The following is a 23,063-nucleotide window of genomic DNA, read 5'->3' as shown; positions in this document are numbered from 1 at the left end:
CCTCCCGGCTCGCACGCTTTTCTATGGATAAAGCATGCCGCTGGCTACTTCACGGTTTGACGTAACACTTCATATGTGCCGAACCCTTCTACGTAAACCGTATCTCCATTATACAACTTTTTGCCGCGTCGATTCTCTGGCTCTTCATTTACCTCAACATGTGTTTGGGCAAGAAATATTTTTGCCTGTCCGCCTGTATCAATAATCTCGGCCAATTTCAAAAATTGGCCGAGGGGGATATATTCCGTCGTAATAGTAACCTTTTTTTTCTCCATTATGATGTAACCGCTCCCTATTGATTCGTTCTCACAGGCAAAATAAGGTGTAAGATCCAATCATGCTCCGTTGGACGAATGATAAATGGACTCATCGCACCAGTAAAACCGATGCGGATATTTTCGCTATCTACGGCCCGAAGTGCATCAATCATGTATTTCGCATTAAATGAGATTTTTACGTCTTCACCATCTACGGAGGAAGGTGCAACCTCTTCGGTTACTTTCCCTACTTCCGGCGTATTAGAAGAAATCTCGACCATTCCATCCGGACGCGTAAACAGGCGAACAATGTTATTTTTCCCTTCTCTTGCTAATAAGCTTGCCCGTTCTATTGCCCCTAAAAACTCTTTTGTCGATAAAATTATCTCCGTTTTCGTATTTTGCGGAATAATACGGCTTGTATCCGGGTATGTTCCGTCCAAAATACGAGAGTAAAAAAGAATATAGTTAATCTTTACCAAAATTTGATTATCTGTAATAACAAGATCCACTAGTTGGTCATCGTCTGGGAGAACTTTACTAAGCTCAATCAAACTTTTTCCTGGAATAACTACATTATCGAAACTTAAACTTGCCGCTGATTCAACGGAGGCTTTTCTTGTAGTTAGACGATGACTGTCTGTGGCCACGAACGAAAGTTGTCCGTCTCTCAGTTCCCACATAACGCCTGTCAGAATCGGTCGGGTTTCTGTAGTAGCAACCGCAAAGACCGTTTGACGAATCATTGTTTTTAACAAATCAGAAGGTAAACTAAGTATCTTATCCTCTTCAATTTGCGGCAGACACGGATAATCTTCAGCATTCATACCATTCAGGTTAAATTCTGAACGTCCAGAAGAAATGGTAGTAATAAACCGTTCATTCACTGAAATAGTTACTTGTTCGCCCGGCAACTTCCGTACAATTTCCCCTAAAAATTTAGAGGGCAGAACAACACTGCCTGGCGTAATGTCTTCAATCCACTGATGTTCTCCCGATTCCATCGGGACGTATTGTTCAATTGAAATATCCGAGTCGCTTGCTGTCAATGTAATTCCATCCTCATGAGCTACAATCTTAATTCCTGTAAGAATCGGAATCGTTGTTCTGGACGACACAGCTTTGCTCACTATATTAATCGCATTCGTCAGTTGCTCTCTTTGAATTGTAAACTTCATTGTATCCCCCTTTTAGGAATCTTCTTGGTCATTTTATCATATACTTTTATTTTATTCTTTTTTTATATCCAGTAATAGTAATAGAGGAGGTGGATATGTGAATAAGTTTGGTGTAAAAAAGAAATAAAGCCTATACACATGTGGATAACTTTGTGTACAGGCTATGTTGGTTATTCACATTTGTGCACAGGCAGGCTAATCGAAATTTATCGGCCGTTTTTAATCTTATCGATTAATTCCTGAATGGTTCCTTGTAACTGGCGATCGTTTTGTAAAGCCTTCGTAATTTTTTCATGCGCGTGAATGACGGTGGTATGATCGCGTCCACCAAATTCTTCCCCGATTTTTGGCAGGGAATAATCGGTTAGCTCTCTGGATAGATACATGGCAATTTGCCGTGGGAACGCGACGGACTTTGTTCGTTTCTTCGCTTTAAAATCCTCCAATTTTAGATTGAAGTATTCACCTACAGCTTGCTGAATGGTTGCGATGTTGATGATACGTGGCTTGTTGGAAGGAATAATATCTTTTAGTGCCTCTATTGCCAGTTCTGTGTCGATGTCCCGATTAATAAGAGAGGAATAGGCAACGACACGAATAAGCGCTCCTTCCAACTCACGGATATTCGTATCGATTTGGTTGGCAATATACACCATAACCTCGTTTGGAATTTCTAGGTTTTCCGCTTTTGCTTTCTTGCGTAAAATGGCGATTCTTGTTTCCAAATCCGGAGGTTGAATATCGGTAATTAGCCCCCATTCGAAACGGGAGCGTAACCTGTCTTCTAGCGTCGGAATTTCTTTGGGGGGCCGATCGCTTGAAATTACGATTTGCTTGCTTTCTTCATGCAAGGTGTTGAATGTATGGAAGAATTCTTCCTGCGTCTGTTCTTTTCCGGCTAGGAATTGAATATCGTCAATAAGCAAAATGTCTACGTTCCGGTATTTGTTGCGGAAATTGACTGTTTGATTATCACGGATCGAATTAATAAATTCATTTGTAAATTTCTCGGACGACAGATAAACGACTCGGGCGTTTGGGTTTTGCTCAAGTACATAATGACCGATTCCGTGCATTAGATGCGTTTTTCCCAGCCCAACGCCTCCGTAGATAAAAAGTGGGTTGTAAGCCTTTGCAGGCGCTTCAGCGACTGCAAGAGAAGCCGCATGCGCAAAGCGATTCCCCGCTCCAATGACAAATGTATCAAATGTATACTTCGGGTTTAGCATCGTTTGGGGGGAGTCGTCTTGCGTCGAGCTACGTTTTTCTTTTGAAGCGGGAACCGTACCCATTTCCGGTTCGTTTTGTTGGGAGTTTGAGGTAGGGACAACAAATTTGATTGTAATAACTTTGCCGGTTACCTCATACAATGTTTCTAGAATTAATTCGGAATATCTTGATTCGAGCCAGTCCCGCGTAAATTCGTTAGGAGCAGTAATTAAGAGCGTATTGTCGTCGAGCGACGTGGCTTTTGTTGATTTTAGCCATGTTTCAAAACTGGGTTTGCTAATGCGGGTTTGTATATGTGATAAGATAGTATCCCAAAGTTCTTTAGCATTGGTAACCATGTGTCTCCTTCCTTCTCCTTCCCCTTCCCATATAACAGCTTTGCTGAACCGTGTTTTTTTAAGAAGAAGCATGTAATGCTTAATAGGCGGCGATAGCAAAAGACATTGTGGATAATTCGTTTATATTTTGAGCGAGCACCGCAAAGGCTTCTTACTGTCTTTTGACAAAATCCCCATACATGTGGATGGTATTTTCCACACTATGTTTAAAAATGTCCACAATTTTATCCACATATTGTGGATAAATACATTGGTAACGTCAAGTTATCCACCGATTAAAACAAAATCATGATAGCAGATAAAGCTAATCACCGCAACGTTTTTTTGATAGTTATCCACAAATTCTATACCTTGTGTATAAAAGATATTCACAACACTAGATTTTGTGAATATCTTTTGGAGAAATGTGTGGGTAATTTGATTTCGGGAAATAATTTACTCACAGGGGATTGGGAAATAAAAAATGTGGATAAAGAATGACAGCTTGACATCTCACTCCTGGGATAGATATAATAACTTAGACTGTCTATAATATTGTTATTTTGGATGGAACCTTCCCAAGGAGGTGGATATAATGAAACCGACTTTTAACCCAAACAATCGTAAGCGTAAAAAAGTTCACGGCTTCCGCGCTCGTATGAGCACAAAGAACGGTCGTAAAGTTCTTGCACGCCGTCGCAGAAAAGGAAGAAAAGTATTGTCAGCATAAGGCCACTCCCATAGTGGCCTTTTCTACCGTTTTATTGGAGGATAAAGCGGGGAAGACAGCAGCAGATAAGGAGTGTGTCCTTTGTATCGCAAGAACAGGTTGCGAAAAAATGAGGAATTCCAGATTGTTTTTAAACAGGGCACTTCTGTTGCGAACCGCCAATTCGTTATTTATTATCTGGAAAAAGAGGGACAGGACGCTTTTCGGGTAGGGGTTTCTGTCAGCAAAAAGATGGGAAAGGCGGTTACGCGCAATCGGCTGCGGCGAATCATCAAAGAGGCGATTCGCCTGCGCGCGGATGAGATTAAACCGAACGTTGACTTCATTGTGATTTGCCGTCTGCCTGCTGTGGAGCTGGGATTTCATCAATTTAAAGAAAGCCTCTACCATTGCATGAGGAAAGCCCGTTTATTCAAAGGAACGAAAAGAGGAAAAAATACATCTTGATAATAATATTTGATAATAATATTTGTGTCAGAAAGTTTTCATTTTTTTCTTTCGGCAAGTATAATAATTGAAAATACATAAGTTGCAAGGGGGAATTTTCTTGCTTCCCAAGCGATTAAAACTGGCACTGCTTTTTGCGCTAATCGCTGTATTTTCCGCAGGATGTACCGCCGCCAACCCGAATCATCCTTTGCCGATCGACCCGAACAGAGGAATTTGGGACAAGTTTTTTGTATATCCGCTTTCTTGGTTGTTACAAGAATCGGCGGCTTTGGCCAGTGGAAACTACGGAATTGCGATTTTAATCGTAACTATTATTGTTCGCGTAGCGATTTTGCCGCTCATGATAAAACAGATGAAAAGCAGCAAGAAGATGCAGGAATTGCAGCCTGAGATGATGAAGCTGCGCGATAGGTTCAAAAACGATCCGCAACGTTATCAGCAAGAAATGATGAAGCTGTACCAAACGCATCAAATCAACCCGCTTTCTGGATGTTTGCCGATTTTAATCCAGATGCCGATTTTGCTTGCTTTTTATCATGCGATTATTCGGACAGGAGAAATTCGCTCCCATAGTTTTCTATGGCTGCAGCTTGGCGCAAAAGACCCGTATTTCATCTTACCGATTATTGCAGCTATAACCACGTATTTGCAACAATGGATGATGATGCGAAACAATGCGGCTGCTGCTGAAAATCCGCAAATGAAAATGATGCTATATTTGATGCCGGTTATGATTCTTGTCATCTCTATGACCCTTCCGTCTGCCTTATCTTTGTACTGGGTATACGGAAACATCTTTACTATTGTTCAAACATATTTCCTTTATCGCGATACTGCTCCTAAAGGAGGAACGGCCAAGTGAAAAAGGTGACGGCAACGGGAAAAACAGTAGAAGACGCGATTCAATCAGCGTTGCGGGAGCTTCAGACCACGCGCGACATGGTTACATACCGTGTGCTGGAGGAGCCAAGTAAAGGCTTTTTTGGGTTAATTGGTGCTCGTGACGCAAAAGTGGAAGTAATTCTACAGGAAAAACTAGAAAAAAATGAAGTTTCTGGTGTTCTGGAAGAGTCGTCTGTAAATGAACCTGTGCCTGAACCTGAAAAAATAGCCATTTCTTCCCTAGAAGAAAATGTTGAAGAGGCGGAAGAAACACCGGAAATGCCCAGGGAGGCAGTGAGAGTAGATGCGATCCGCCGAGGGAAAGCGTTTTTGGAAGAAGTACTCGCTACAATGGGGCTTCATGTCCAAGTGGAACAGATCGAAGAAGATGGGAAAGTAATCTTTAACCTAAAAGGCCAAGGGCTTGGTCTCGTCATCGGTCGCCGCGGCCAAACGCTTGATTCACTTCAATATTTAGTAAATGTGGTGACAAACCGGCATATGGATAAGCGAGTGCGAATTGTGCTGGATGCGGGGGATTACCGTGAAAAACGGAAAGGGGCACTGGAGCAGCTAGCAGATCGGATGGCGCGCCAAGTAGCTAAAACCCGAAAACCAGTACGTCTGGAACCGATGAATCCAGCGGAACGGAAGATGATTCATAGCCGACTGCAAAATCACCCACAGGTAGAGACGTTTAGCGAAGGGACGGAGCCGTACCGACGTGTGGTTATCACTTTGAAAAAGTAATAATAAATATAGAAACCTCCCTGCTTTTTATTGTAGGGAGGTTTTTTGTGGATAAAGTAAAGATGATACTTTACTAATGAACTTTTGTTTTGTTCTCAAATATTGATGAAGTATGTTATCCTATAAATTTAGGGAAAGCTTTAAAAAACATGCCTTTTGCGTGGTGACATAAAATGGATTTTGATACAATAGCAGCCGTTGCAACGCCTCTGGGTGAGGGTGGTATCGCCATTATTCGCGTGAGCGGATCGGATGCGATTGCAGCTGTGGATAAAATATTTAAAGGACGTCAAAAATTATCCACTGTGGATAGTCATACCATCAATTACGGGCATCTAATAGATGAAAACGGTGAAACTTTAGAAGAAGTGATGGTTTCTGTTATGCGGGCACCGCGTACGTTTACGAGGGAAGATGTTGTCGAAGTGAATTGCCATGGAGGGATTGTGTCCGTAAAGCGCGTACTAGATCTTGTACTTGCGCAGGGGGTACGCATGGCCGAACCGGGCGAGTTTACGAAGCGGGCATTTCTTAATGGTCGAATCGATTTGTCGCAGGCGGAAGCGGTTATCGATTTGATTCGCGCTAAGACGGATCGTGCGATGAAAGTGGCGCTTAATCAGGTGCAAGGTAAGTTGTCAAAACTTATTGGTAAACTGCGTCAGCAGCTGCTCGAATTAATGGCACATATTGAAGTAACAATTGATTATCCTGAGCATGATGTGGACGAAGTGACACGAACTTTGTTGTCCGAGAAAAGCCGCTGGGTACAGGGAGAGATCGAAAAGCTTCTAAGCACAGCAAAGCAGGGAAAAATTCTGCGCGAAGGTTTGGCTACCGTTATTGTTGGTCGGCCAAACGTGGGAAAATCGTCGCTTTTAAACAGCTTGCTACAGGAGGTGAAAGCCATCGTTACAGATGTTCCTGGCACGACGCGTGATATTATCGAGGAATATGTCAATGTCCGGGGTGTTCCGTTACGCCTTGTTGACACTGCAGGGATTCGGGAGACCGAAGATATTGTCGAGCGTATTGGGGTCGAGAAATCGCGTGAGATGCTGGGAAAGGCTGATTTGGTTCTCTTGGTGCTGAACTTTGGGGAAGAGTTAGAGGATGAGGATCGTAATTTGCTTGCGGTCGTTAAACCGATGAACGCAATTGTTATTGTTAATAAGACTGATTTGCCGCAGAAAATCGACATGGAAGAAGTACGCAGACTGGCTGGAGATTTGCCGCTCGTTACCATCTCGGTGAAAGAAGAAGAGGGGATCGAACAACTTGAAGAAGTGATTGCTTCTTTATTCTTCTCCGGCTCGGTACAGAGCGATGATTTAACATATGTAAGCAATTCTCGACATATTCAGCTTTTACAGGAAGCGTATAGAACGATTGGAGAAGCGATTGAAGCAGTGGAAAACGGATTGCCTGTCGATATGGTGGCGTTTGATATTCGCCGCACATGGGAACTGCTTGGCGAGGTGGTCGGGGACGCAGTGAGCGATGATTTGATTGATCAGATTTTTTCTCAGTTCTGTCTTGGAAAGTAGTAAGAAAGCGCGGAGAATTGCGCGGAGGAGGAAATACGAAAATGGGATACCAGGCAGGTACATTTGATGTAATTGTTGTCGGCGCCGGACATGCGGGAGTGGAAGCGGCGCTTGCCGCGGCCCGCATGGGATGTTCGACGCTTCTGTTAACAATTAATCTGGATATGATAGCGTATATGCCATGTAACCCTTCGATTGGCGGGCCGGCCAAAGGTCACGTGGTTCGTGAAATCGACGCGCTCGGTGGCGAGATGGGCAAAAATATTGACAAAACGTATATTCAGATGCGGATGCTAAATACGGGGAAAGGCCCGGCTGTGCGTGCGTTGCGCGCGCAGGCGGATAAATTTCTATACCAGCATACAATGAAGCAAACGGTGGAAAATACAGAAAATCTGACGTTGCGCCAAGGGATGGTTGAGCGTTTGATTGTTGAGGATGGCGTATGTAAAGGTGTGATTACGAAAACTGGTGCCGAATATGCAGCTAAGGCAGTTGTATTGACAACCGGTACGTATTTACGTGGAAAAATTATTATCGGTGAGTTGCAATATGAAAGTGGTCCAAACAATATGCAGCCGTCCATCGGATTGTCCGATCATTTGAGAGAGCTTGGTTTTGAATTGGTTCGTTTTAAAACTGGTACGCCGCCGCGCGTTCACAACAGTTCAATTGACTATAGTAAAACAGAAATTCAGCCGGGAGATGATGTTTCGCGGGCATTTTCTTATGAAACAACGGAATTTCGTGTAGAGGATCAGCTACCATGCTGGCTTACGTATACGAATGAGAGAACACACGAAATTATCAACAATAATTTGTATCGTGCGCCGATGTTTTCCGGAGCGATCGAGGGAACGGGTCCTCGTTATTGTCCTTCTATCGAGGATAAAATTGTTCGCTTCAGCGATAAGCCGCGTCATCAAATTTTCTTAGAACCGGAAGGACGCAATACAGAAGAAGTATATGTACAAGGATTATCCACAAGCATGCCTGAAGAAGTGCAATTAGAAATTCTGAAAACAATCTCTGGTCTGGAAAACGTAAAAATGATGCGTCCTGGATATGCCATTGAATATGATGCGATTGTACCGAGTCAGCTGTGGCCAACCCTTGAAACAAAGCGGCTTAAAAACTTGTACACAGCGGGACAATTAAATGGCACATCCGGCTACGAAGAAGCGGCGGGCCAGGGAATTATGGCTGGCATTAACGCCGCGTTGAAAGTACAAGGTAAAGAGCCGCTCATTCTTGATCGTTCGCAAGCATATATTGGTGTGATGATCGATGATCTTGTCACGAAAGGAACGAGTGAACCGTATCGTTTGCTTACATCCCGGGCGGAATACCGGTTACTTCTACGTCATGACAACGCGGACATGCGTCTTACGGAAATCGGATATAAAATTGGCTTGATTAGCGAAGAGCGTTATCAGCGTTTTTTGAAGAAAAAAGAAGCGATCGAAGCAGAGAAGGAACGCTTGAGGACAACGAAAATAGGGCCGCAACCGGAAGTGCAGCAAATGCTGCGCGAGGTTGGTTCTAAAGAGCTTGACAATGCGATTGATCTGTATTCCTTGTTGAAACGTCCGGAAGTAACTTATAAGCATATTGCACAGATTGCGCCGGCGGAAATGGAGATCCCGGCGGACGTAGCGGAGCAGGTTGAAATCCAGATTAAGTACGAAGGATATATCCGCAAGCAATTACAGGATGTGGACCGTCTCAAGAAAATGGAGAAAAAACGTTTACCAGAAAATCTGGATTACATGAATATCCAAGGTCTTGCAATGGAGGCGCGCCAGAAACTTAACAAAGTCAAACCTCTTTCTATTGGCCAGGCATCGCGCATTTCCGGGGTAACGCCAGCGGATATCTCCGTTTTACTTGTATATCTCGAATCTTATAATCGAAAAGTCGCAAATTAGGAGAGATCCATGGACGCAGTGACATTGAGACAATTAACTGCTGAAAAAGGAATTGAACTTTCAGAAGAGCAGCTTCAGCAGTTTGAGAAGTATTATGAGCTACTTGTAGAATGGAACGAAAAAATGAATTTGACAGGGATTACGGAAAAGCAGCAGGTATATGAAAAACATTTTTATGATTCAATTACACCGGCGTTTTATTATACGTTTACTGGTGCGGAAAGTTTAATTGACGTTGGTTCAGGTGCGGGCTTTCCGGGGATTCCGCTCAAAATTTGTTTCCCGTCATTAAAATTGACGATACTTGATTCGTTGAATAAGCGGCTTGTCTTTTTGCAAGAAGTGGCAAGGCAGCTTGGCCTGGTGGATATCTCATTTGTCCATAGCCGGGCAGAAGATGCCGGAAAAGACAAGAAATACCGTGATCGCTTTGATCTTGTGACTGCCCGGGCGGTAGCGAGGATGAGCGTACTTGCGGAATTGTGTTTACCGTTTGTTAAACCGGGCGGCGCGTTCCTTGTCATGAAAGGTGCGGATATTGAAGCGGAGTTGAACGAAGGCAAAAAAGCGATTAAAGTTCTTGGTGGAAAAACCGAAAGAGTCGAGACGTTTGAACTTCCGGAAGAAAAAGCGGAACGCAACATCATCATTATTCGTAAACAGCAGAAGACCCCATCTGTTTATCCTCGAAAAGCCGGTACTCCCGCCAAGAAACCAATTGTATAACAAGGACAAGAAGGTAGCCAAAAGGCTGCCTTTTCTCATTGACAAATGCGAAAAACTTATGGGGCCTGTCCGTCTTTCCTTTTTTGCGGCAAATTTGTATGGGAGCAACAAAGGCTGTTGCCTGCGCTTGCGTTTGACAGCAGCTAAGTTTTTTATCGTGTTCTATAAGATTGCGCGCTTTCATAATGTTTCACGTGAAACATTGTGCAGGAAATAGGTGGGATGATGGCGAATATTGAAATTGGAAAGAAGGAGAAGTGGGTGATGTCTTATGAAGGATCAGTTTTCTCGATTATTTGGTCTAACAGAACGTACCGATCAGGAAGAGATTCGACAGATACCCGTAGCTCAAATTGTCCCTAATCCTTATCAACCTCGAACTGTGTTTGATGATGATAAAATTGATGAACTATGCGAGACAATAAAAGTCCACGGCATTATTCAACCAATTGTTGTACGGGAAAGAAGAGGCGTGTTTGAAATTATTGCTGGTGAGCGACGGTGGCGCGCAGTTACAAGGTTAGGTATGGAAACAATCCCGGCTATTGTAAAGGATTTTAATGATGAGCAGGCGGCTTCTATTGCTTTGATTGAAAACTTGCAGCGAGAAGGGCTTACTCCAATCGAGGAGGCTATAGCTTACCAGAAGCTTATTGATATTCATGGCTTAACACAGGAAAGCTTGGCGAACCGGCTGGGGAAAGGCCAGTCGACGATTGCTAATAAATTACGTCTGCTTCATCTGCCAGAACAGGTTCAAGAAGCATTGCTCGCTCGAAAAATTTCTGAACGGCACGCTAGGGCTCTATTAGTCTTAAAAGATGAGCGGGCCCAGTTAAAGCTTTTGAAAGAAATTATAGAAAAAGGGTGGAACGTAAAGCAAACAGAGCAACGCATCAAGTCGATAATGGAGCAGAAGAACGAAAAACCTGTGCCGAAGCGGCGTTCTTTTTCAAAAGATACACGTCTGGCCATTAATACTGTAAGACAATCTGTAGATATGGTGTTGCAAAGCGGCTTATATATTGAAACACAAGAAGAAGACCACGAAGAATTTTATCAATTCATCATTAAAATTCCGAAGAATAAAAAATAAGATTTTATCATTTAGCCAAGAATCTCGTGGCTTTAGCCATGAGAGATTTAAGAATGGCAAACTCATGCGGCATTCTAATGAATATTATTATCAAACCAAATGAAGGGAGGCAGCAGGATGAGGCGCATTCCTCCCGCTCTTAAACAGGCGGGCTTCCTGCGCCTTTTTCTGTGAAACGTATGGGTAAAATTATTGCGGTCACAAATCAAAAAGGCGGCGTAGGAAAAACAACTACCTCTGTTAATCTTAGTGCATGTATTGCCAAAGAAGGAAAGAAAGTACTGCTTGTTGATATTGATGCCCAGGGAAATGCTACGAGCGGTATTGGAATCGAAAAAGCGAATGTTCGTTATTGTGTGTACGATGTATTGATTAACGACATTAACACGCTTGACGCAATTTTACCAACCGACATTGAGGGATTGTTCGTGCTGCCGGCTACCATTCAACTGGCAGGCGCAGAGATTGAACTTGTGCCTGTATATTCGCGAGAAAAACGTCTAAAGAAAGCGCTTGATACAGTACGGGATAAGTATGATTATATTATTATTGATTGTCCGCCTTCGCTCGGCATTCTAACTGTTAATGCGCTGACCGCGGCTGATTCTGTCCTGATTCCGATTCAGTGTGAATATTACGCGCTGGAAGGGTTAAGTCAACTATTGAACACAATTCGGCTTGTACAAAAACAGTTAAATCGTAATTTATATATCGAAGGTGTACTGCTAACCATGCTGGACGCCCGTACTAATCTCGGCATTCAGGTTATTGATGAAGTGAAGAAGTATTTTCAAGAAAAAGTGTATGGTACGATTATCCCGCGCAATGTTCGCCTAAGTGAAGCACCCAGCCACGGCCAAGCGATTATCACCTACGATCGCCGTTCTAAGGGAGCGGAAGTGTATACTGATTTAGCCAGAGAGGTGATTGGCATTGACTAAACGACTGGGGCGGGGACTGGATGCGCTGATTTCTTCGCTTGATATTGATGAAGGAGATCATATTTTACAAGTAGAAATCAAAAAAATCCGGCCCAATCCATATCAACCCCGCAAATACTTTGAAGAAGAAGCGTTGAATGAGCTTGCTGATTCAATTAAAGAACACGGTATTATCCAACCGTTAATAGCAAGAAAAAGCATAAAAGGATATGAATTAGTAGCAGGCGAGCGGAGGCTTAGAGCCGCTAAATTGGCGAATGTCGAACATGTGCCCGTAGTTGTCCGTGAGTTTACCGATGAACAGGTCATGCAAATTGCTTTGATCGAGAATTTACAACGAGAAGATTTGAACGCGATTGAAATTGCACAGGCTTATCAGAAACTAATGACAGCTTTTTCATTAAAGCAGGAAGAATTGGCAAAGAAAGTAGGAAAAAGCAGGCCACATGTAGCAAACTTTTTGCGTCTTCTTCAATTACCGAAAGAAATTCAGGAGCGAGTTTCACGTGGAACGTTATCAATGGGACATGCCCGGACATTGCTCGGTGTAGAAAAAGACCAGATAAAAATTGAACTAGCAAAAGAAGTAGAAGAAAAGTCGCTCAGTGTTCGCCAGCTGGAAGAGATAGTAAAAAGAATGAGCGAAAAGAAAAAAGTTTCACGCGAAACAAAAGACACAGAAACTCAACGTTTTGTAAAGGACTGGGAAGAAAGGTTGCGCATGGCGTTCGGAACATTGGTACATGTTAAGCCTTCAAAAAGTAAAAATCGAGGCAAAATTGAAATTTCATATTTTTCTCAGGAAGATTTGGAACGGATTCTTGAACTTGTTGAAAATAGCAAAGCATAAGCAAGGCAACCTGCAGAAAATAGGTTGCCTTCGCTGTTAGAAACGGACAATATAAAGAATAAAGGAAGGGAGAGAAGAGCGTGATGATATATTTGGACAACGCAGCCTCCACTTGGCCGAAGCCAAAAGAAGTTAGCCAAGCAGTAGCCGAATGTATCGAAGAGTATGCTGCAAACCCGGGGCGCGGCGGCCATAAACTTTCAATGAAGGCAAGTAAAACGGTATATCAGGCAAGAGTAAAGCTAGCCAAGCTTTTTAATATTAAAAATCCAAATGATATCTTTTTTACATTAAATGCGACGCAAGCATTAAACCAAGCTATTAAAGGATTTATACGGCAGGGAGATCATGTGGTTACGACTTCGCTGGAGCATAATTCCGTCCGCCGTCCGCTGGAGTTTTTGCGGAAAGAAGTCGGCGTGGAGATTACATATATTAAACCGGAGAATTATATGTTTTCGCTTGAGACCATTCGTGCAGCTATTCGCGAGAATACGAAATTGATTGTTGTTAGCCATGCTTCGAATTTATTGGGGACAATTGCTCCTGTGAAAGAAATAGGTCGGATTGCCCGGGAAGCGGGAGTAAGATATCTGGTAGACGCGTCGCAGACGGCGGGCATTCTACCGATTGATGTAGAAGACATGTACATCGATATGCTTGCTTTTCCAGGGCATAAAGGGTTGTACGGCCCGCAAGGAACTGGAGGTTTATATGTTCATTCTTCTATTGCTCTTACGCCATTGCTGCATGGTGGAACAGGCAGTCATTCAGAGGATATTGACCAACCAATGACGCGGCCGGATCGTTATGAAAGCGGGACACTAAATACGCCGGGGATCGCCGGGTTGGCGGCGGGGGTGGAATTTGTGCTACAGACAGGAATAGAGTCTATTCGCAGAAAAGAATGGTGGCTTACGCGTCTTCTGCTTGAAAAGTTGGAAGACATGGAAGGGGTAACGGTGTTTGGACCTGATAAGGATACAGAACGGGTCGGGGTTGTACCGTTTATGCTAGAAGGGGTCGATGCTTCTGAACTCGCCTATATTTTAGATCAGGAGTATAATATTGCTGTCCGCGCCGGTTTTCATTGTACACCTTTGGCACACGAAACGGTAGGGACGTTGACAACAGGAGCTGTTCGCGCTAGTTTTGGTTATTTTAATAAACAAGAAGATGTAGAAGCGCTGGTTGTGGCTTTACGGGAGATTAGAGAGGCTTTTGCGTTCTAAAGGTTTTTCTCAATTAAATAATGGTCGAATGGTCGGCAAGAGAGCCGCAAGAGTAAAAAGAGCATATGATTCATAGTAGCAATGAATCATATGCTCTTTGCTTATTCGGAAGCGCTTTGATACAAGGAAGAGCGATTTCCTATGTTGGGCATATAGCGATATGGCGATTCTTTTATGTGGACGATTGCGCTATAAAGCGAAGTTGCGATAATTTCGCTCATTTTCATCACGACGCTTAGACGAGTGTTCTGTAGGACAAAATATTCCATAAATCCGCCTATATTCACAATGCCAGTAATGTGAAATGTTCCTACCTCGGGCAGTTGTTTTTTTACTCCTGCCCCTGGTTTAATGGGGCCGTGGGCGACTGTGATTTTACCAACGCTGTTGAGTTGTCCGAGACAGGCATCAATTGCGATAATAAGCGGATTGGTATGTTTTTTCTTTACATAGTCGATGGTTTCTTGAAGATTCACGGCATGGACGGGAGAATCAAGTGTTCCGTAAATCGAAACATTGCTTGGGTACATACGTTCAAGATGGGAACCGACAATTGGACCAAGCGCATCGCCGGTGGAACGGTCGGTTCCAATGCAGAATACGACGATATCCGAATATCCACGGTATACGCGAAGGCGTTGCTGCAGATGTTGGGTTAACAATTCAACGGCTTGTTCCTCTGAATGGTCAATGCGAAAGGGATTGGGCGGGTACATGTGTACCGTATTGCTGTCGTTTATCATTTGTACCTCCCGTATGAAAATAATATTATCAGTATACGCCGGAGTTGTTAAAAATATACTACTGTAATAACGTATTCAGAGATTGGGGAATAAGGGACAATGATGGGCGACACCAAAGAACATTTTATTAATGTTTACACGACTTGCTTTACAATATGACATGTGAAGGGATACATTTGGAATATGACTTAGTTTTGGAATTTTGCTATATTTTTGTACAGAGCATTATATTAAGAAAGTTTTTATGCTTATACTCGTTCGTTCTTTTTTCACGTATTAAAGAAGAATCATCATATTATGTGTAGACTGGCAAAGCATCGTTCACATCTTTTGTTTTTTTCATCTAAAATCGTAAATCCTCTACCCTTAAGCGAAGTATAGGAGGGGAGCGTTGACTGCTTATACGATTAATAAGGAAGAAAAAACGCAAAGGATGTTATGTTACAATAAGGAGAATGATATGAACAGCCGCATTTTAATTGCATTTGATTCGACCCAGCAAGCGCTGCGAGCAGAAGTGTTGCTTGAATATGCGGACATCGAGATTGACACAAGGCCGACACCGAAAGAAATTACGGCCGGATGCGCCCTATCGATCGATATTCCCGCCGCTGATTTTTTAGAAGTCGATCGCATTATTAAAGATGAAAATGTCGAAATAAAAGGGTATTATCATATGGTGAAGGGTATTTATGTACCTTATATTCATCGGGAAGAAATGGAACATGAATAGTTAGAACTAGATGGAGAATAGGAGGAATTGAATGCATGGATTTACATAAGTATTATGATGATTTTATAACTTATATAACCGATGTGGAAAAGTGGGTCGCTTTTGGTAAAATAACCCTTAAGATTGTTCTTATTCTCATCGTAGCGAAAATTCTTGTCGTTGTGGGAAACGCTGCGGTAAACCGTTTATTCAAAGAACGCGAAGCATCTGCAAATAAGTTTGATCGCCTTCGCATGGACCCACGCCGTAGCCAGACGATGCGAACCTTGATAAATAATGTTATTAAATATACGATTTATTTTATTGCGTTTTTAAACGTTTTTACGTTTCTTGGATATGATCCAAAACCGCTTTTGGCAAGTGCTGGTGTACTGGGATTGGCGATTGGCTTTGGCGCTCAGAATCTAGTGCGTGACGTGATTACTGGCTTTTTTATTATTTTTGAAGACCAATTTGCGGTTGGAGATGTAGTCACAATTAACAACATAACCGGAACGGTTCAAGAAATTGGTCTGCGCGTTACCCGAATCAAAATTTGGACAGGGGAAATTCATATTATTCCAAATGGGAGTATTACGGAAGTAACAAACTTGTCCATCGCAAATTCTATGGCTGTGGTTGATGTGAGCGTTTCGTATAAAGAAGATATTAATGAAGTCGTAAGAATACTTGAGGAAGCGGCGCCCAGATGGGAACAAGAATATGAAGAAATCGTTAAAACCCCGACCGTTCTTGGTGTGGAGCGTTTTGGCGCTTCTGATGTAGTTATCCGTCTCATTGCGGAATGCCAGCCGATGCAACATTATCCGGTTATGCGTAGATTACGGGCAGATATCAAAAAAATGTTTGATGAACGGGGCATTGAAATCCCTTACCCACATATGGTTATGATTCCTCAGCGTGGTGATAATAATCAGATGGCTGCTGAAGAAGTGTCCAAGCAGAAAGCTTCATCCTAATAACAAAAAGAGGGGAGACGTAAAGATGGAGCGGAAAGAATTTGGACTAGGAGACATCGTAGAAATGAAAAAGCCACATCCGTGTGGCACAAATCGTTGGAAAATTATTCGCATGGGAATGGATATTCGTTTAAAATGTCAGGGGTGTGATCACAGTGTTCTCATTCCGCGTCAAAAATTCGAGAAACGGTTAAAGAAAGTACTTGTCCGTGCCGGAGAAGAAAAATAAATTAAGAAAAGCTCGCGGGGCACACCTGCGAGCTTTTCTTATTTATTTTTCGCTCTTTTCATTTAAAAAAGCCATAAGTAGAATGCGAGAGTTGGTTTCTTGGCTTAATTGTTTTTCTAGCTCTTGAATTTTTGCTACTTCTCTTTCTGACAGATTGGCCGGGGGATATGTGTTAAGATACTCGTTAGCCATGATTTCACCTCCTCAACGTAGTATGCCCTGATTAAAGGGGGAGAGACGGGCTAATTGTTTTTTCCTGCGATATACTCGTGCTATAATGGTAAAAGTATTTTTGGAAATTAAGATTGAGGAGTGTTTACATATATGGGAAACTCTTGCGGTATTGTCGGCCTTCCTAACGTAGGAAAGTCCACTTTATTCAATGCGATTACACAGGCAGGCGCCGAATCGGCGAATTATCCGTTTTGTACGATTGAACCAAACGTAGGAATCGTGGAGGTGCCAGACCCGCGTCTGAAAAAGCTGACAGAAATTGTAGTGCCAAATCGTACGGTTCCAACGACGTTCCAGTTTGTTGACATCGCTGGTCTTGTGCGTGGCGCAAGCAAGGGAGAAGGGCTTGGTAACCAGTTTCTGTCCCATATTCGTGAAGTAGACGCGATTGCGCACGTAGTTCGCTGCTTCGAAGACGAGAATATTACTCATGTTGAGGGACGGGTAGACCCGGTTAGCGATATCACGACGATTAATCTTGAGTTGATACTGGCGGATCTTGAATCGGTTGAGCGTCGTATCGATCGTTTAGGAAGGAAAGTAAAAGCTGGAGATAAAGATGCAAAAATGGAATATGAAGTGCTTTTAAAAATTAAAGAAGCGCTGGAGAATGAGAAACCGGCTCGCAGTGTGGAGCTTACGGATGACGAGAAAAAACTTGTACGCCATTTCCATTTGTTAACGATGAAGCCAGTATTATACGTGGCCAACGTAAGCGAAGACGGTATCCAAGAAGCGGAAAACGGACAAAATGAGCATGTAGAGAAGGTGAAAGAATTCGCTGTAGCAGAAGGTTCACGCGTTGTTGTCATTTCCGCGAAAGTAGAGTCTGAAATTGCGGAGATGGATGAACAAGATAAGCAGATGTTTTTGGAAGAGCTTGGCCTGAAGGAATCTGGACTGGATCGTTTAATTCGCGAAGCATACGCGCTGCTTGGCTTGATTACGTATTTTACGGCCGGTGTGCAGGAAGTTCGCGCTTGGACGATTCGCCGTGGCACGAAGGCACCTCAAGCGGCTGGCGTTATTCATAACGACTTTGAACGCGGCTTTATTCGCGCGGAAGTAGTAGCTTACGATGATTTAATTGAAGCCGGTTCGATGACAAAGGCGAAAGAAAATGGAAAATTCCGTCTGGAAGGAAAAGACTATATCGTGAATGATGGAGATATTATGCATTTTCGTTTTAATGTATAAAAAATACAAAAAAATAAAGATAAAACAGTAGAAAATCATGTAAAATATTGGTAAAATATAAATACAAAAAGGTATCCATTTTTTTTTGACTGGAACGTGCTCTAGCAAATTGGAAGAAAAAATACTTGCAGCATTTTGAATAATTTATTATAATTTTTAAATGCGAGTTTAGAAATAGTCACGTCTAGAACGTGCTCGCTCCTTGTCCCATATATATGGGGCCGTTTAGTCCAAAAGGAGGTGAAGAATATGCGTAAATACGAAGTGATGTACATTCTGCGCCCGGATCTTCAAGAGGAAGCCATTAAGGCTAACATTGAGCGCTTCTCCGGAATTATTACGGAGAAAGGCGGTCAGATGGAGAAGATTACTGAAATGGGTAAGAAACGTCTGGCATACGAAATCAAGGATTACCGCGAGGGTTTCTATGTGCTCATGAATTTCCAAGCCGAGCCGCAAGCGGTTGCTGAGATGGAACGTCTGATGAAAATCAATGATGATATCATTCGTTACCTGGTTGTTCGTGAAGACGAAAAATAAGTCTTATGATTTGGAGGGATTATCGTGTTGAATCGTGTGGTATTGTTAGGGCGTTTAACCAAAGATCCCGAACTCCGCTATACGCCGAACGGAACTGCTGTAGTTACCTTTACGCTTGCGGTTGATCGTCGAATGACGAATCAACAGGGCGAAAGAGAAACCGACTTTCTTCCTATTGTTGTATGGAGCAAGTTGGCTGAATTATGCGCCCAATACCTGAAAAAAGGGCAGCAAGCCGCTGTGGAAGGACGCATTCAGGTGCGTAACTACGAAAATAAGGAAGGACGTCGCGTATATGTTACGGAAATCATTGCAGATAATGTGCAATTCTTAGGCGGTAGACAAGGCCAAAGCAGCGACGAATCATACTCCAGCGGATTTGAGAGGTCGGCGGGTTTTGATGGCGGACATTCTCGCGATTCGTTTGACGATAATCCCTTTGCTAACGATCAGAGACCGATCGATATTTCGGACGACGATTTACCATTTTAATAACGCTACGGTATGATTTAAACAAAAGGAGGGAATTTTCATGGCACAACGTCGTGGACGCGGTAAGCGCCGTAAAGTTTGTTACTTTACTGCGAACAAAATTACTCATATCGACTACAAAGATGTTGATTTGCTGAAGAAGTTCATCAGCGAACGCGGTAAAATTTTACCTCGCCGCGTAACTGGAACTTCCGCGAAATACCAACGTATGCTGACGGTTGCGATTAAGCGCGCTCGTCAAGTTGCTTTGTTGCCATACGTAACAGAGTAATATACATGGATAGAAAGAGGCAGAGAGGAATACTCCTGCCTCTTTTTTCACCTCCTTATTTGCCACTTGACCGTTCTTTATGATAAATTTAGTGAGGCTTATTTTTTTTGCAAAAAATGATAAAAAGGAGGGAACACCTGTGCAAAATAACGTAAGGGCGATCTTGGAAGGAGCATTCGTCAGCGCAATTTTTCTTGTGCTTTTTTTTATCGCGTTTTATACGCCGCTCAGCATTGTTGCCGTGTTTGCGTTGCCGCTTCCGCTTACCGTATATGGGTACCGTCATGAGGCAAAAGCAGGAGGACTGGCTGCTTTTGTGACTGTATTTTTGTCGTTTATATTCGCAGGCTTTCCAGGATTGCTACTATCTTTTCCGGCCGCTGTTATGGGACTGGTCATGGGTGTTGCCTATCGGAAGAAAAAGTCGGCTGGGCAGGTTCTAATGATCGGAACATTAGTGGAACTGACTTTTATGTTTGTCAGTATCGGTCTGGCGCTAGCCGTTATGAAAATAAATCCTTTGGATGATATGATAAAAGCTATGCGGGAAATTTCGGAGCAAGTTTTGACTGATATGCAGAAACAGATTGAGAATTCGGTTAGCCAATTGCCCGAAGACCAAAGAAATGAGGCACAGACAAAGCAACTCGCACAGCTTAAAGAATCTTTAGGGATGATGAAAGCGCAGGTTACATCTTTAATCACGGCTATCATTCCAGGGCTTTTAATTTCATCATCGCTTTTGTCCGCTTTAATCAACCATGCGTTTTTCCGGCGAATTTCGCAGCGAATGGGCGTACAGATTCAATCATTGCCAGCTTTACATAATTTGCGCTTTCCGCGCTCGATTTTGTATTATTATTTTATTGTACTCTTTCTGTTCATGATAAAAGGACTACAGGATTACCATTTTTTGTACATGGCGGTTCTTAATATTATGCTGGTGTTGCAGCTGCTCTTTTTCGTGCAGGGATTAGGATTTATTGCGTACTGGATTCATCAGCGTAACGCAAGCAAAGGGCTGTTATTTATTGCGGTGATCTTGTTCCTTATTCCGCCGTTTACTTATATACTACTGTTAATAGGGGTTCTGGATGTAGGTTTTAATCTGCGGAACCGATTTTTTCGATAATAGGAGCTGAGTATATGCTGAAGTTCCTGGCAAAGCGCTGGTTTGGCTCGCATATTATCCTCGCTCTCGGCTTTTGTGCATTAGCGGCTGGATTATTGGCTGTTTATGTAAATTGGGTGTTTGCGATCATTGGTTTTGTGGTGGTGGCGAGCAGTGGATATCTTGCGTTTCATAATCAGCTGCTTATTCGTGATGAGATGGAGACATATATTTCTACATTAAGCCATCGCATCAAAAAAGCGGGGGATGGAGTGGTCAATGAACTGCCGATCGGCATTGTGCTCTATAATGAAGATAAGGTGATCGAATGGCACAATCCATATTTGCAGCATATGACCGAAAAAGACAGCTTAATTGGCGAATCGCTGCTTGATGTATTCCCACCGCTTACTGAAATAAAGGAAGATCAGCAAAAAGCGGAGATAACATACCGCAAGCGAATTTACGAAATATTGCATCGCCCGGAGGAGCGTCTGCTTTATTTTACGGACATTACCGATTATAAGGAATTGCAGATGCATTATGAGGAGGAAAAGCTTGTACTTGCGATTGTTCATCTGGATAACTTGGATGAGGTAGCACAGGGCATGGATGAACAAAGCCGAAGCCTTCTTCTTACTAATGTTACGGGAGCGATCACAAAATGGGCGCATCAATATGGTATTTATCTACGGCGTTTTTCTTCTGACAAGTTCTTGGCGGTATTTGATCAAGGAACTTTGCATCAGTTGGAGGCCACTCGCTTTGATATTCTTGATGTGGTGCGTGAGATGACGAACAAGAATAAAATCCCGATTACGCTGAGTATCGGAGTAGGAGCCGGAAGCGACACGGTTATTGAACTGGGTGAAATGGCACAATCCAGTCTTGACGTGGCACTTGGCCGCGGCGGTGACCAGGCGGCTGTGAAATTCAGGGATAAAATTACGTTCTATGGTGGTAAGTCTAATGCTGTTGAAAAGCGGAACCGGGTACGCGCACGCGTTATTTCGCACGCGCTGCGCGATTTAATGCTGGAAAGTGATCTTGTGCTTATTATGGGACATAAAATGCCGGATATGGACGCGATTGGCGCCGCAATCGGCGTGCTGAAAGCAGTGCATGCGGCTGAAAAACAGGGGTATATTGTACTGGATGAAAGCAATCCTGCGATTGAGCGCTTGATGCAGGAAGTAGAAGAACATGAATACTTGGGTGACTATTTTGTTTCCAGCGATCAGGCGTTGCAAATGGCGACGAAGAGGACGCTTCTGGTCGTGGTCGATACGCATCGTCCGTCTATGGTTATCGAACCGCGTTTGTTGAACGTGACCCACAAGGTTGTTCTTATCGACCATCATCGGCGTTCGCAGGAGTTTATTTCCGACCCGGTTCTTATTTACCTTGAGCCTTATGCTTCATCGACTAGCGAGCTTGTTACCGAATTGCTTCAGTATCAAGGAGATAACCTGGCGCTTGATGTGTTGGAAGCGACCGCGTTGCTCGCTGGAATTGTGGTTGACACGAAGAGCTTTGCGTTTCGCACCGGTTCACGGACTTTTGAAGCCGCTTCGTTCTTGCGGCGTAAAGGGGCGGATACCGCTCTTGTACAAGTGCTTCTGAAAGAAGACTTACATCAATACATTCGCCGTGCGGAAATTGTCCAACATACGGAAGTGTTTTGCGGCTCTATCGCCATCGCGAGAGGGAAAGAGGACGAAACATACGGTCAATTGTTGATCGCGCAGGCGGCGGATACGTTGCTCACGATGGCTGGTATTGAAGCTTCGTTCGTTGTCTGCCGCAGACCGGATGGTTTGGTGTCTATCAGCGCTCGCTCGCTGGGTGATTTCAATGTTCAGCTTGTCATGGAACAGATGGGCGGCGGCGGACATTTAAATAATGCAGCTACCCAGTTGAAAGACGTGACCGTTTCCGAAGCGGTTGCTCAACTAAAAGAAATACTTAAGAATTATCAAGGGGGGAAACTAAAATGAAAGTAATCTTTTTGCAAGATGTGAAAGGGCAAGGAAAAAAAGGGGAAATTAAGGAGGTTTCCGAAGGTTACGCGCGTAACTTTTTGTTTAAAAAAGGATTGGCGCAGGAAGCGACTCCCGGCAATTTGAAAATGCTTGAAGCACATAAGAAAAGCGAGGCCAAACGCAAAGAACAGGAGCGTGAAGACGCGAAAGCACTGGCAAAAGAGCTTGAGAATTTCACGCTTACTGTTAAAGCGAAAGCCGGTGAAGGTGGTCGGCTGTTTGGCGGCGTGAGTACAAAGCAAATCGCCGAGGAATTGAAGAAAGCGAATTACAAGGTAGATAAGCGTAAGATAGAGCTTTCTGAACCGATTCGTACCCTTGGTTATACAAATGTGCCGATAAAGCTGCATCCAGAAGTAACAGCGACCGTAAAGGTACATGTTGTTGAAGAATAGAAT

26 protein-coding genes are annotated in these 23,063 nt (G+C 43.3%); 21 read left to right on the top strand and 5 right to left on the bottom strand.

The genetic code is table 11. The annotated features are described in order from the left end of the window. Nucleotides 1-44: 44 nt before the first annotated feature. From yaaA to dnaA, 3 genes are all read right to left on the bottom strand, one after another. Nucleotides 45-275 carry a S4 domain-containing protein YaaA gene (yaaA, locus tag BLR88_RS14240; RefSeq protein WP_057897220.1) on the bottom strand — a complete coding sequence of 77 codons (231 nt, stop codon included), beginning with the start codon at nt 273-275 and terminating at the stop codon, nt 45-47. Nucleotides 276-292: 17 nt separating this feature from the next. Next, the gene (gene dnaN / locus BLR88_RS14235; protein ID WP_057897221.1) at nt 293-1,435 is read right to left on the bottom strand and encodes a DNA polymerase III subunit beta; all 1,143 of its coding nucleotides are present in this window, start codon (nt 1,433-1,435) and stop codon (nt 293-295) included. A 206-nt stretch (nt 1,436-1,641) separates the two neighbouring features. Next, nucleotides 1,642-3,003 (bottom strand): chromosomal replication initiator protein DnaA, encoded by a 1,362-nt coding sequence (gene dnaA / locus BLR88_RS14230; RefSeq protein ID WP_057897222.1) that lies wholly within the window; start codon nt 3,001-3,003, stop codon nt 1,642-1,644. Nucleotides 3,004-3,577: 574 nt separating this feature from the next. Between dnaA and rpmH the strand changes: the two genes are divergently transcribed. From rpmH to BLR88_RS14170, 11 genes are all read left to right on the top strand, one after another. Next, nucleotides 3,578-3,712 carry a 50S ribosomal protein L34 gene (rpmH, locus tag BLR88_RS14225; RefSeq protein ID WP_057897223.1) on the top strand — a complete coding sequence of 45 codons (135 nt, stop codon included), beginning with the start codon at nt 3,578-3,580 and terminating at the stop codon, nt 3,710-3,712. A 99-nt stretch (nt 3,713-3,811) separates the two neighbouring features. After that, complete coding sequence (gene rnpA / locus BLR88_RS14220) at nt 3,812-4,159, top strand: ribonuclease P protein component (RefSeq protein WP_409359905.1); 348 nt, start codon at nt 3,812-3,814, stop codon at nt 4,157-4,159. 100 nt (nt 4,160-4,259) lie between these two features. Then, a complete protein-coding gene (gene yidC, locus BLR88_RS14215; RefSeq protein WP_057897225.1) occupies nt 4,260-5,024 on the top strand; it encodes a membrane protein insertase YidC in 765 nt (254 codons plus the stop codon). Continuing rightward, the gene (jag, locus tag BLR88_RS14210; protein WP_057897226.1) at nt 5,021-5,794 is read left to right on the top strand and encodes an RNA-binding cell elongation regulator Jag/EloR; all 774 of its coding nucleotides are present in this window, start codon (nt 5,021-5,023) and stop codon (nt 5,792-5,794) included. Before yidC ends, jag begins: the two co-directional genes overlap by 4 nt. Before the next feature lie 173 nt (nt 5,795-5,967). Next, nucleotides 5,968-7,341, top strand: coding sequence for a tRNA uridine-5-carboxymethylaminomethyl(34) synthesis GTPase MnmE (gene mnmE, locus BLR88_RS14205; RefSeq protein ID WP_057897227.1), 1,374 nt, complete (start codon nt 5,968-5,970; stop codon nt 7,339-7,341). A gap of 41 nt (nt 7,342-7,382) precedes the next feature. Next, nucleotides 7,383-9,269, top strand: coding sequence for a tRNA uridine-5-carboxymethylaminomethyl(34) synthesis enzyme MnmG (gene mnmG / locus BLR88_RS14200; protein WP_091260968.1), 1,887 nt, complete (start codon nt 7,383-7,385; stop codon nt 9,267-9,269). A gap of 9 nt (nt 9,270-9,278) precedes the next feature. After that, nucleotides 9,279-9,995, top strand: coding sequence for a 16S rRNA (guanine(527)-N(7))-methyltransferase RsmG (gene rsmG / locus BLR88_RS14195; RefSeq protein WP_057897229.1), 717 nt, complete (start codon nt 9,279-9,281; stop codon nt 9,993-9,995). Nucleotides 9,996-10,266: 271 nt separating this feature from the next. After that, complete coding sequence (noc, locus tag BLR88_RS14185; protein WP_057897231.1) at nt 10,267-11,091, top strand: nucleoid occlusion protein; 825 nt, start codon at nt 10,267-10,269, stop codon at nt 11,089-11,091. Between the two features lie 179 nt (nt 11,092-11,270). Then, nucleotides 11,271-12,032: a ParA family protein gene (locus BLR88_RS14180; RefSeq protein WP_057897232.1), complete on the top strand. Its 762-nt coding sequence runs from the start codon at nt 11,271-11,273 to the stop codon at nt 12,030-12,032. Further along, nucleotides 12,025-12,882: a ParB/RepB/Spo0J family partition protein gene (locus BLR88_RS14175; RefSeq protein WP_057897233.1), complete on the top strand. Its 858-nt coding sequence runs from the start codon at nt 12,025-12,027 to the stop codon at nt 12,880-12,882. Before BLR88_RS14180 ends, BLR88_RS14175 begins: the two co-directional genes overlap by 8 nt. A gap of 83 nt (nt 12,883-12,965) precedes the next feature. Then, on the top strand, nt 12,966-14,114 hold the full coding sequence (locus BLR88_RS14170) for an aminotransferase class V-fold PLP-dependent enzyme (RefSeq protein WP_057897234.1): 1,149 nt from the start codon (nt 12,966-12,968) through the stop codon (nt 14,112-14,114). Nucleotides 14,115-14,215: 101 nt separating this feature from the next. On the opposite strand, the gene yyaC is transcribed toward BLR88_RS14170, so the two are convergent. Further along, nucleotides 14,216-14,857, bottom strand: a complete 642-nt coding sequence (yyaC, locus tag BLR88_RS14165) for a spore protease YyaC (RefSeq protein WP_057897235.1) — start codon at nt 14,855-14,857, stop codon at nt 14,216-14,218. A gap of 460 nt (nt 14,858-15,317) precedes the next feature. Here yyaC and BLR88_RS14160 point away from each other — a divergent pair, with 460 nt between their 5' ends. From BLR88_RS14160 to BLR88_RS14150, 3 genes are read left to right on the top strand one after another with little or no spacing between them, the layout of a single operon-like run. Continuing rightward, nucleotides 15,318-15,590: a DUF3343 domain-containing protein gene (locus BLR88_RS14160; RefSeq protein ID WP_057900187.1), complete on the top strand. Its 273-nt coding sequence runs from the start codon at nt 15,318-15,320 to the stop codon at nt 15,588-15,590. A 35-nt stretch (nt 15,591-15,625) separates the two neighbouring features. Then, complete coding sequence (locus tag BLR88_RS14155) at nt 15,626-16,549, top strand: mechanosensitive ion channel family protein (RefSeq protein WP_057897236.1); 924 nt, start codon at nt 15,626-15,628, stop codon at nt 16,547-16,549. Between the two features lie 25 nt (nt 16,550-16,574). Continuing rightward, complete coding sequence (locus BLR88_RS14150; RefSeq protein WP_057897237.1) at nt 16,575-16,778, top strand: DUF951 domain-containing protein; 204 nt, start codon at nt 16,575-16,577, stop codon at nt 16,776-16,778. Nucleotides 16,779-16,820: 42 nt separating this feature from the next. Here the strand turns inward: BLR88_RS14150 and BLR88_RS19630 are convergent, their stop codons facing one another. Further along, on the bottom strand, nt 16,821-16,970 hold the full coding sequence (locus BLR88_RS19630; protein ID WP_156423976.1) for a hypothetical protein: 150 nt from the start codon (nt 16,968-16,970) through the stop codon (nt 16,821-16,823). 132 nt (nt 16,971-17,102) lie between these two features. On the opposite strand from BLR88_RS19630, the gene ychF reads away from it, so the two are divergent. The 7 genes from ychF (at nt 17,103) to rplI (ending at nt 23,060) form a co-directional block, all read left to right on the top strand. Continuing rightward, the gene (ychF, locus tag BLR88_RS14145) at nt 17,103-18,209 is read left to right on the top strand and encodes a redox-regulated ATPase YchF (RefSeq protein WP_057897238.1); all 1,107 of its coding nucleotides are present in this window, start codon (nt 17,103-17,105) and stop codon (nt 18,207-18,209) included. Nucleotides 18,210-18,458: 249 nt separating this feature from the next. Next, nucleotides 18,459-18,749 (top strand): 30S ribosomal protein S6, encoded by a 291-nt coding sequence (gene rpsF / locus BLR88_RS14140; RefSeq protein WP_057897239.1) that lies wholly within the window; start codon nt 18,459-18,461, stop codon nt 18,747-18,749. Between the two features lie 24 nt (nt 18,750-18,773). After that, complete coding sequence (gene ssb / locus BLR88_RS14135; RefSeq protein WP_217639395.1) at nt 18,774-19,241, top strand: single-stranded DNA-binding protein; 468 nt, start codon at nt 18,774-18,776, stop codon at nt 19,239-19,241. A gap of 40 nt (nt 19,242-19,281) precedes the next feature. Beyond that, nucleotides 19,282-19,512: a 30S ribosomal protein S18 gene (gene rpsR / locus BLR88_RS14130; RefSeq protein WP_057897240.1), complete on the top strand. Its 231-nt coding sequence runs from the start codon at nt 19,282-19,284 to the stop codon at nt 19,510-19,512. A 139-nt stretch (nt 19,513-19,651) separates the two neighbouring features. Beyond that, the gene (locus BLR88_RS14125) at nt 19,652-20,644 is read left to right on the top strand and encodes a YybS family protein (RefSeq protein ID WP_057897241.1); all 993 of its coding nucleotides are present in this window, start codon (nt 19,652-19,654) and stop codon (nt 20,642-20,644) included. A 14-nt stretch (nt 20,645-20,658) separates the two neighbouring features. Continuing rightward, entirely contained in the window at nt 20,659-22,620 is a 1,962-nt protein-coding gene (locus BLR88_RS14120; RefSeq protein ID WP_091260966.1) for a DHH family phosphoesterase, read from the top strand. Continuing rightward, a complete protein-coding gene (gene rplI / locus BLR88_RS14115) occupies nt 22,617-23,060 on the top strand; it encodes a 50S ribosomal protein L9 (RefSeq protein WP_057897243.1) in 444 nt (147 codons plus the stop codon). Before BLR88_RS14120 ends, rplI begins: the two co-directional genes overlap by 4 nt. The last annotated feature ends 3 nt before the right edge of the window (nt 23,061-23,063 follow it).

Origin of the sequence: Aneurinibacillus thermoaerophilus (assembly GCF_900099925.1) — a bacterium.
Classification (GTDB): Bacteria; Bacillota; Bacilli; order Aneurinibacillales; family Aneurinibacillaceae; genus Aneurinibacillus; species Aneurinibacillus thermoaerophilus.
Note: the sequence above shows the minus strand (reverse complement) of the source record. Positions and strands in the feature narration are given on the sequence as shown.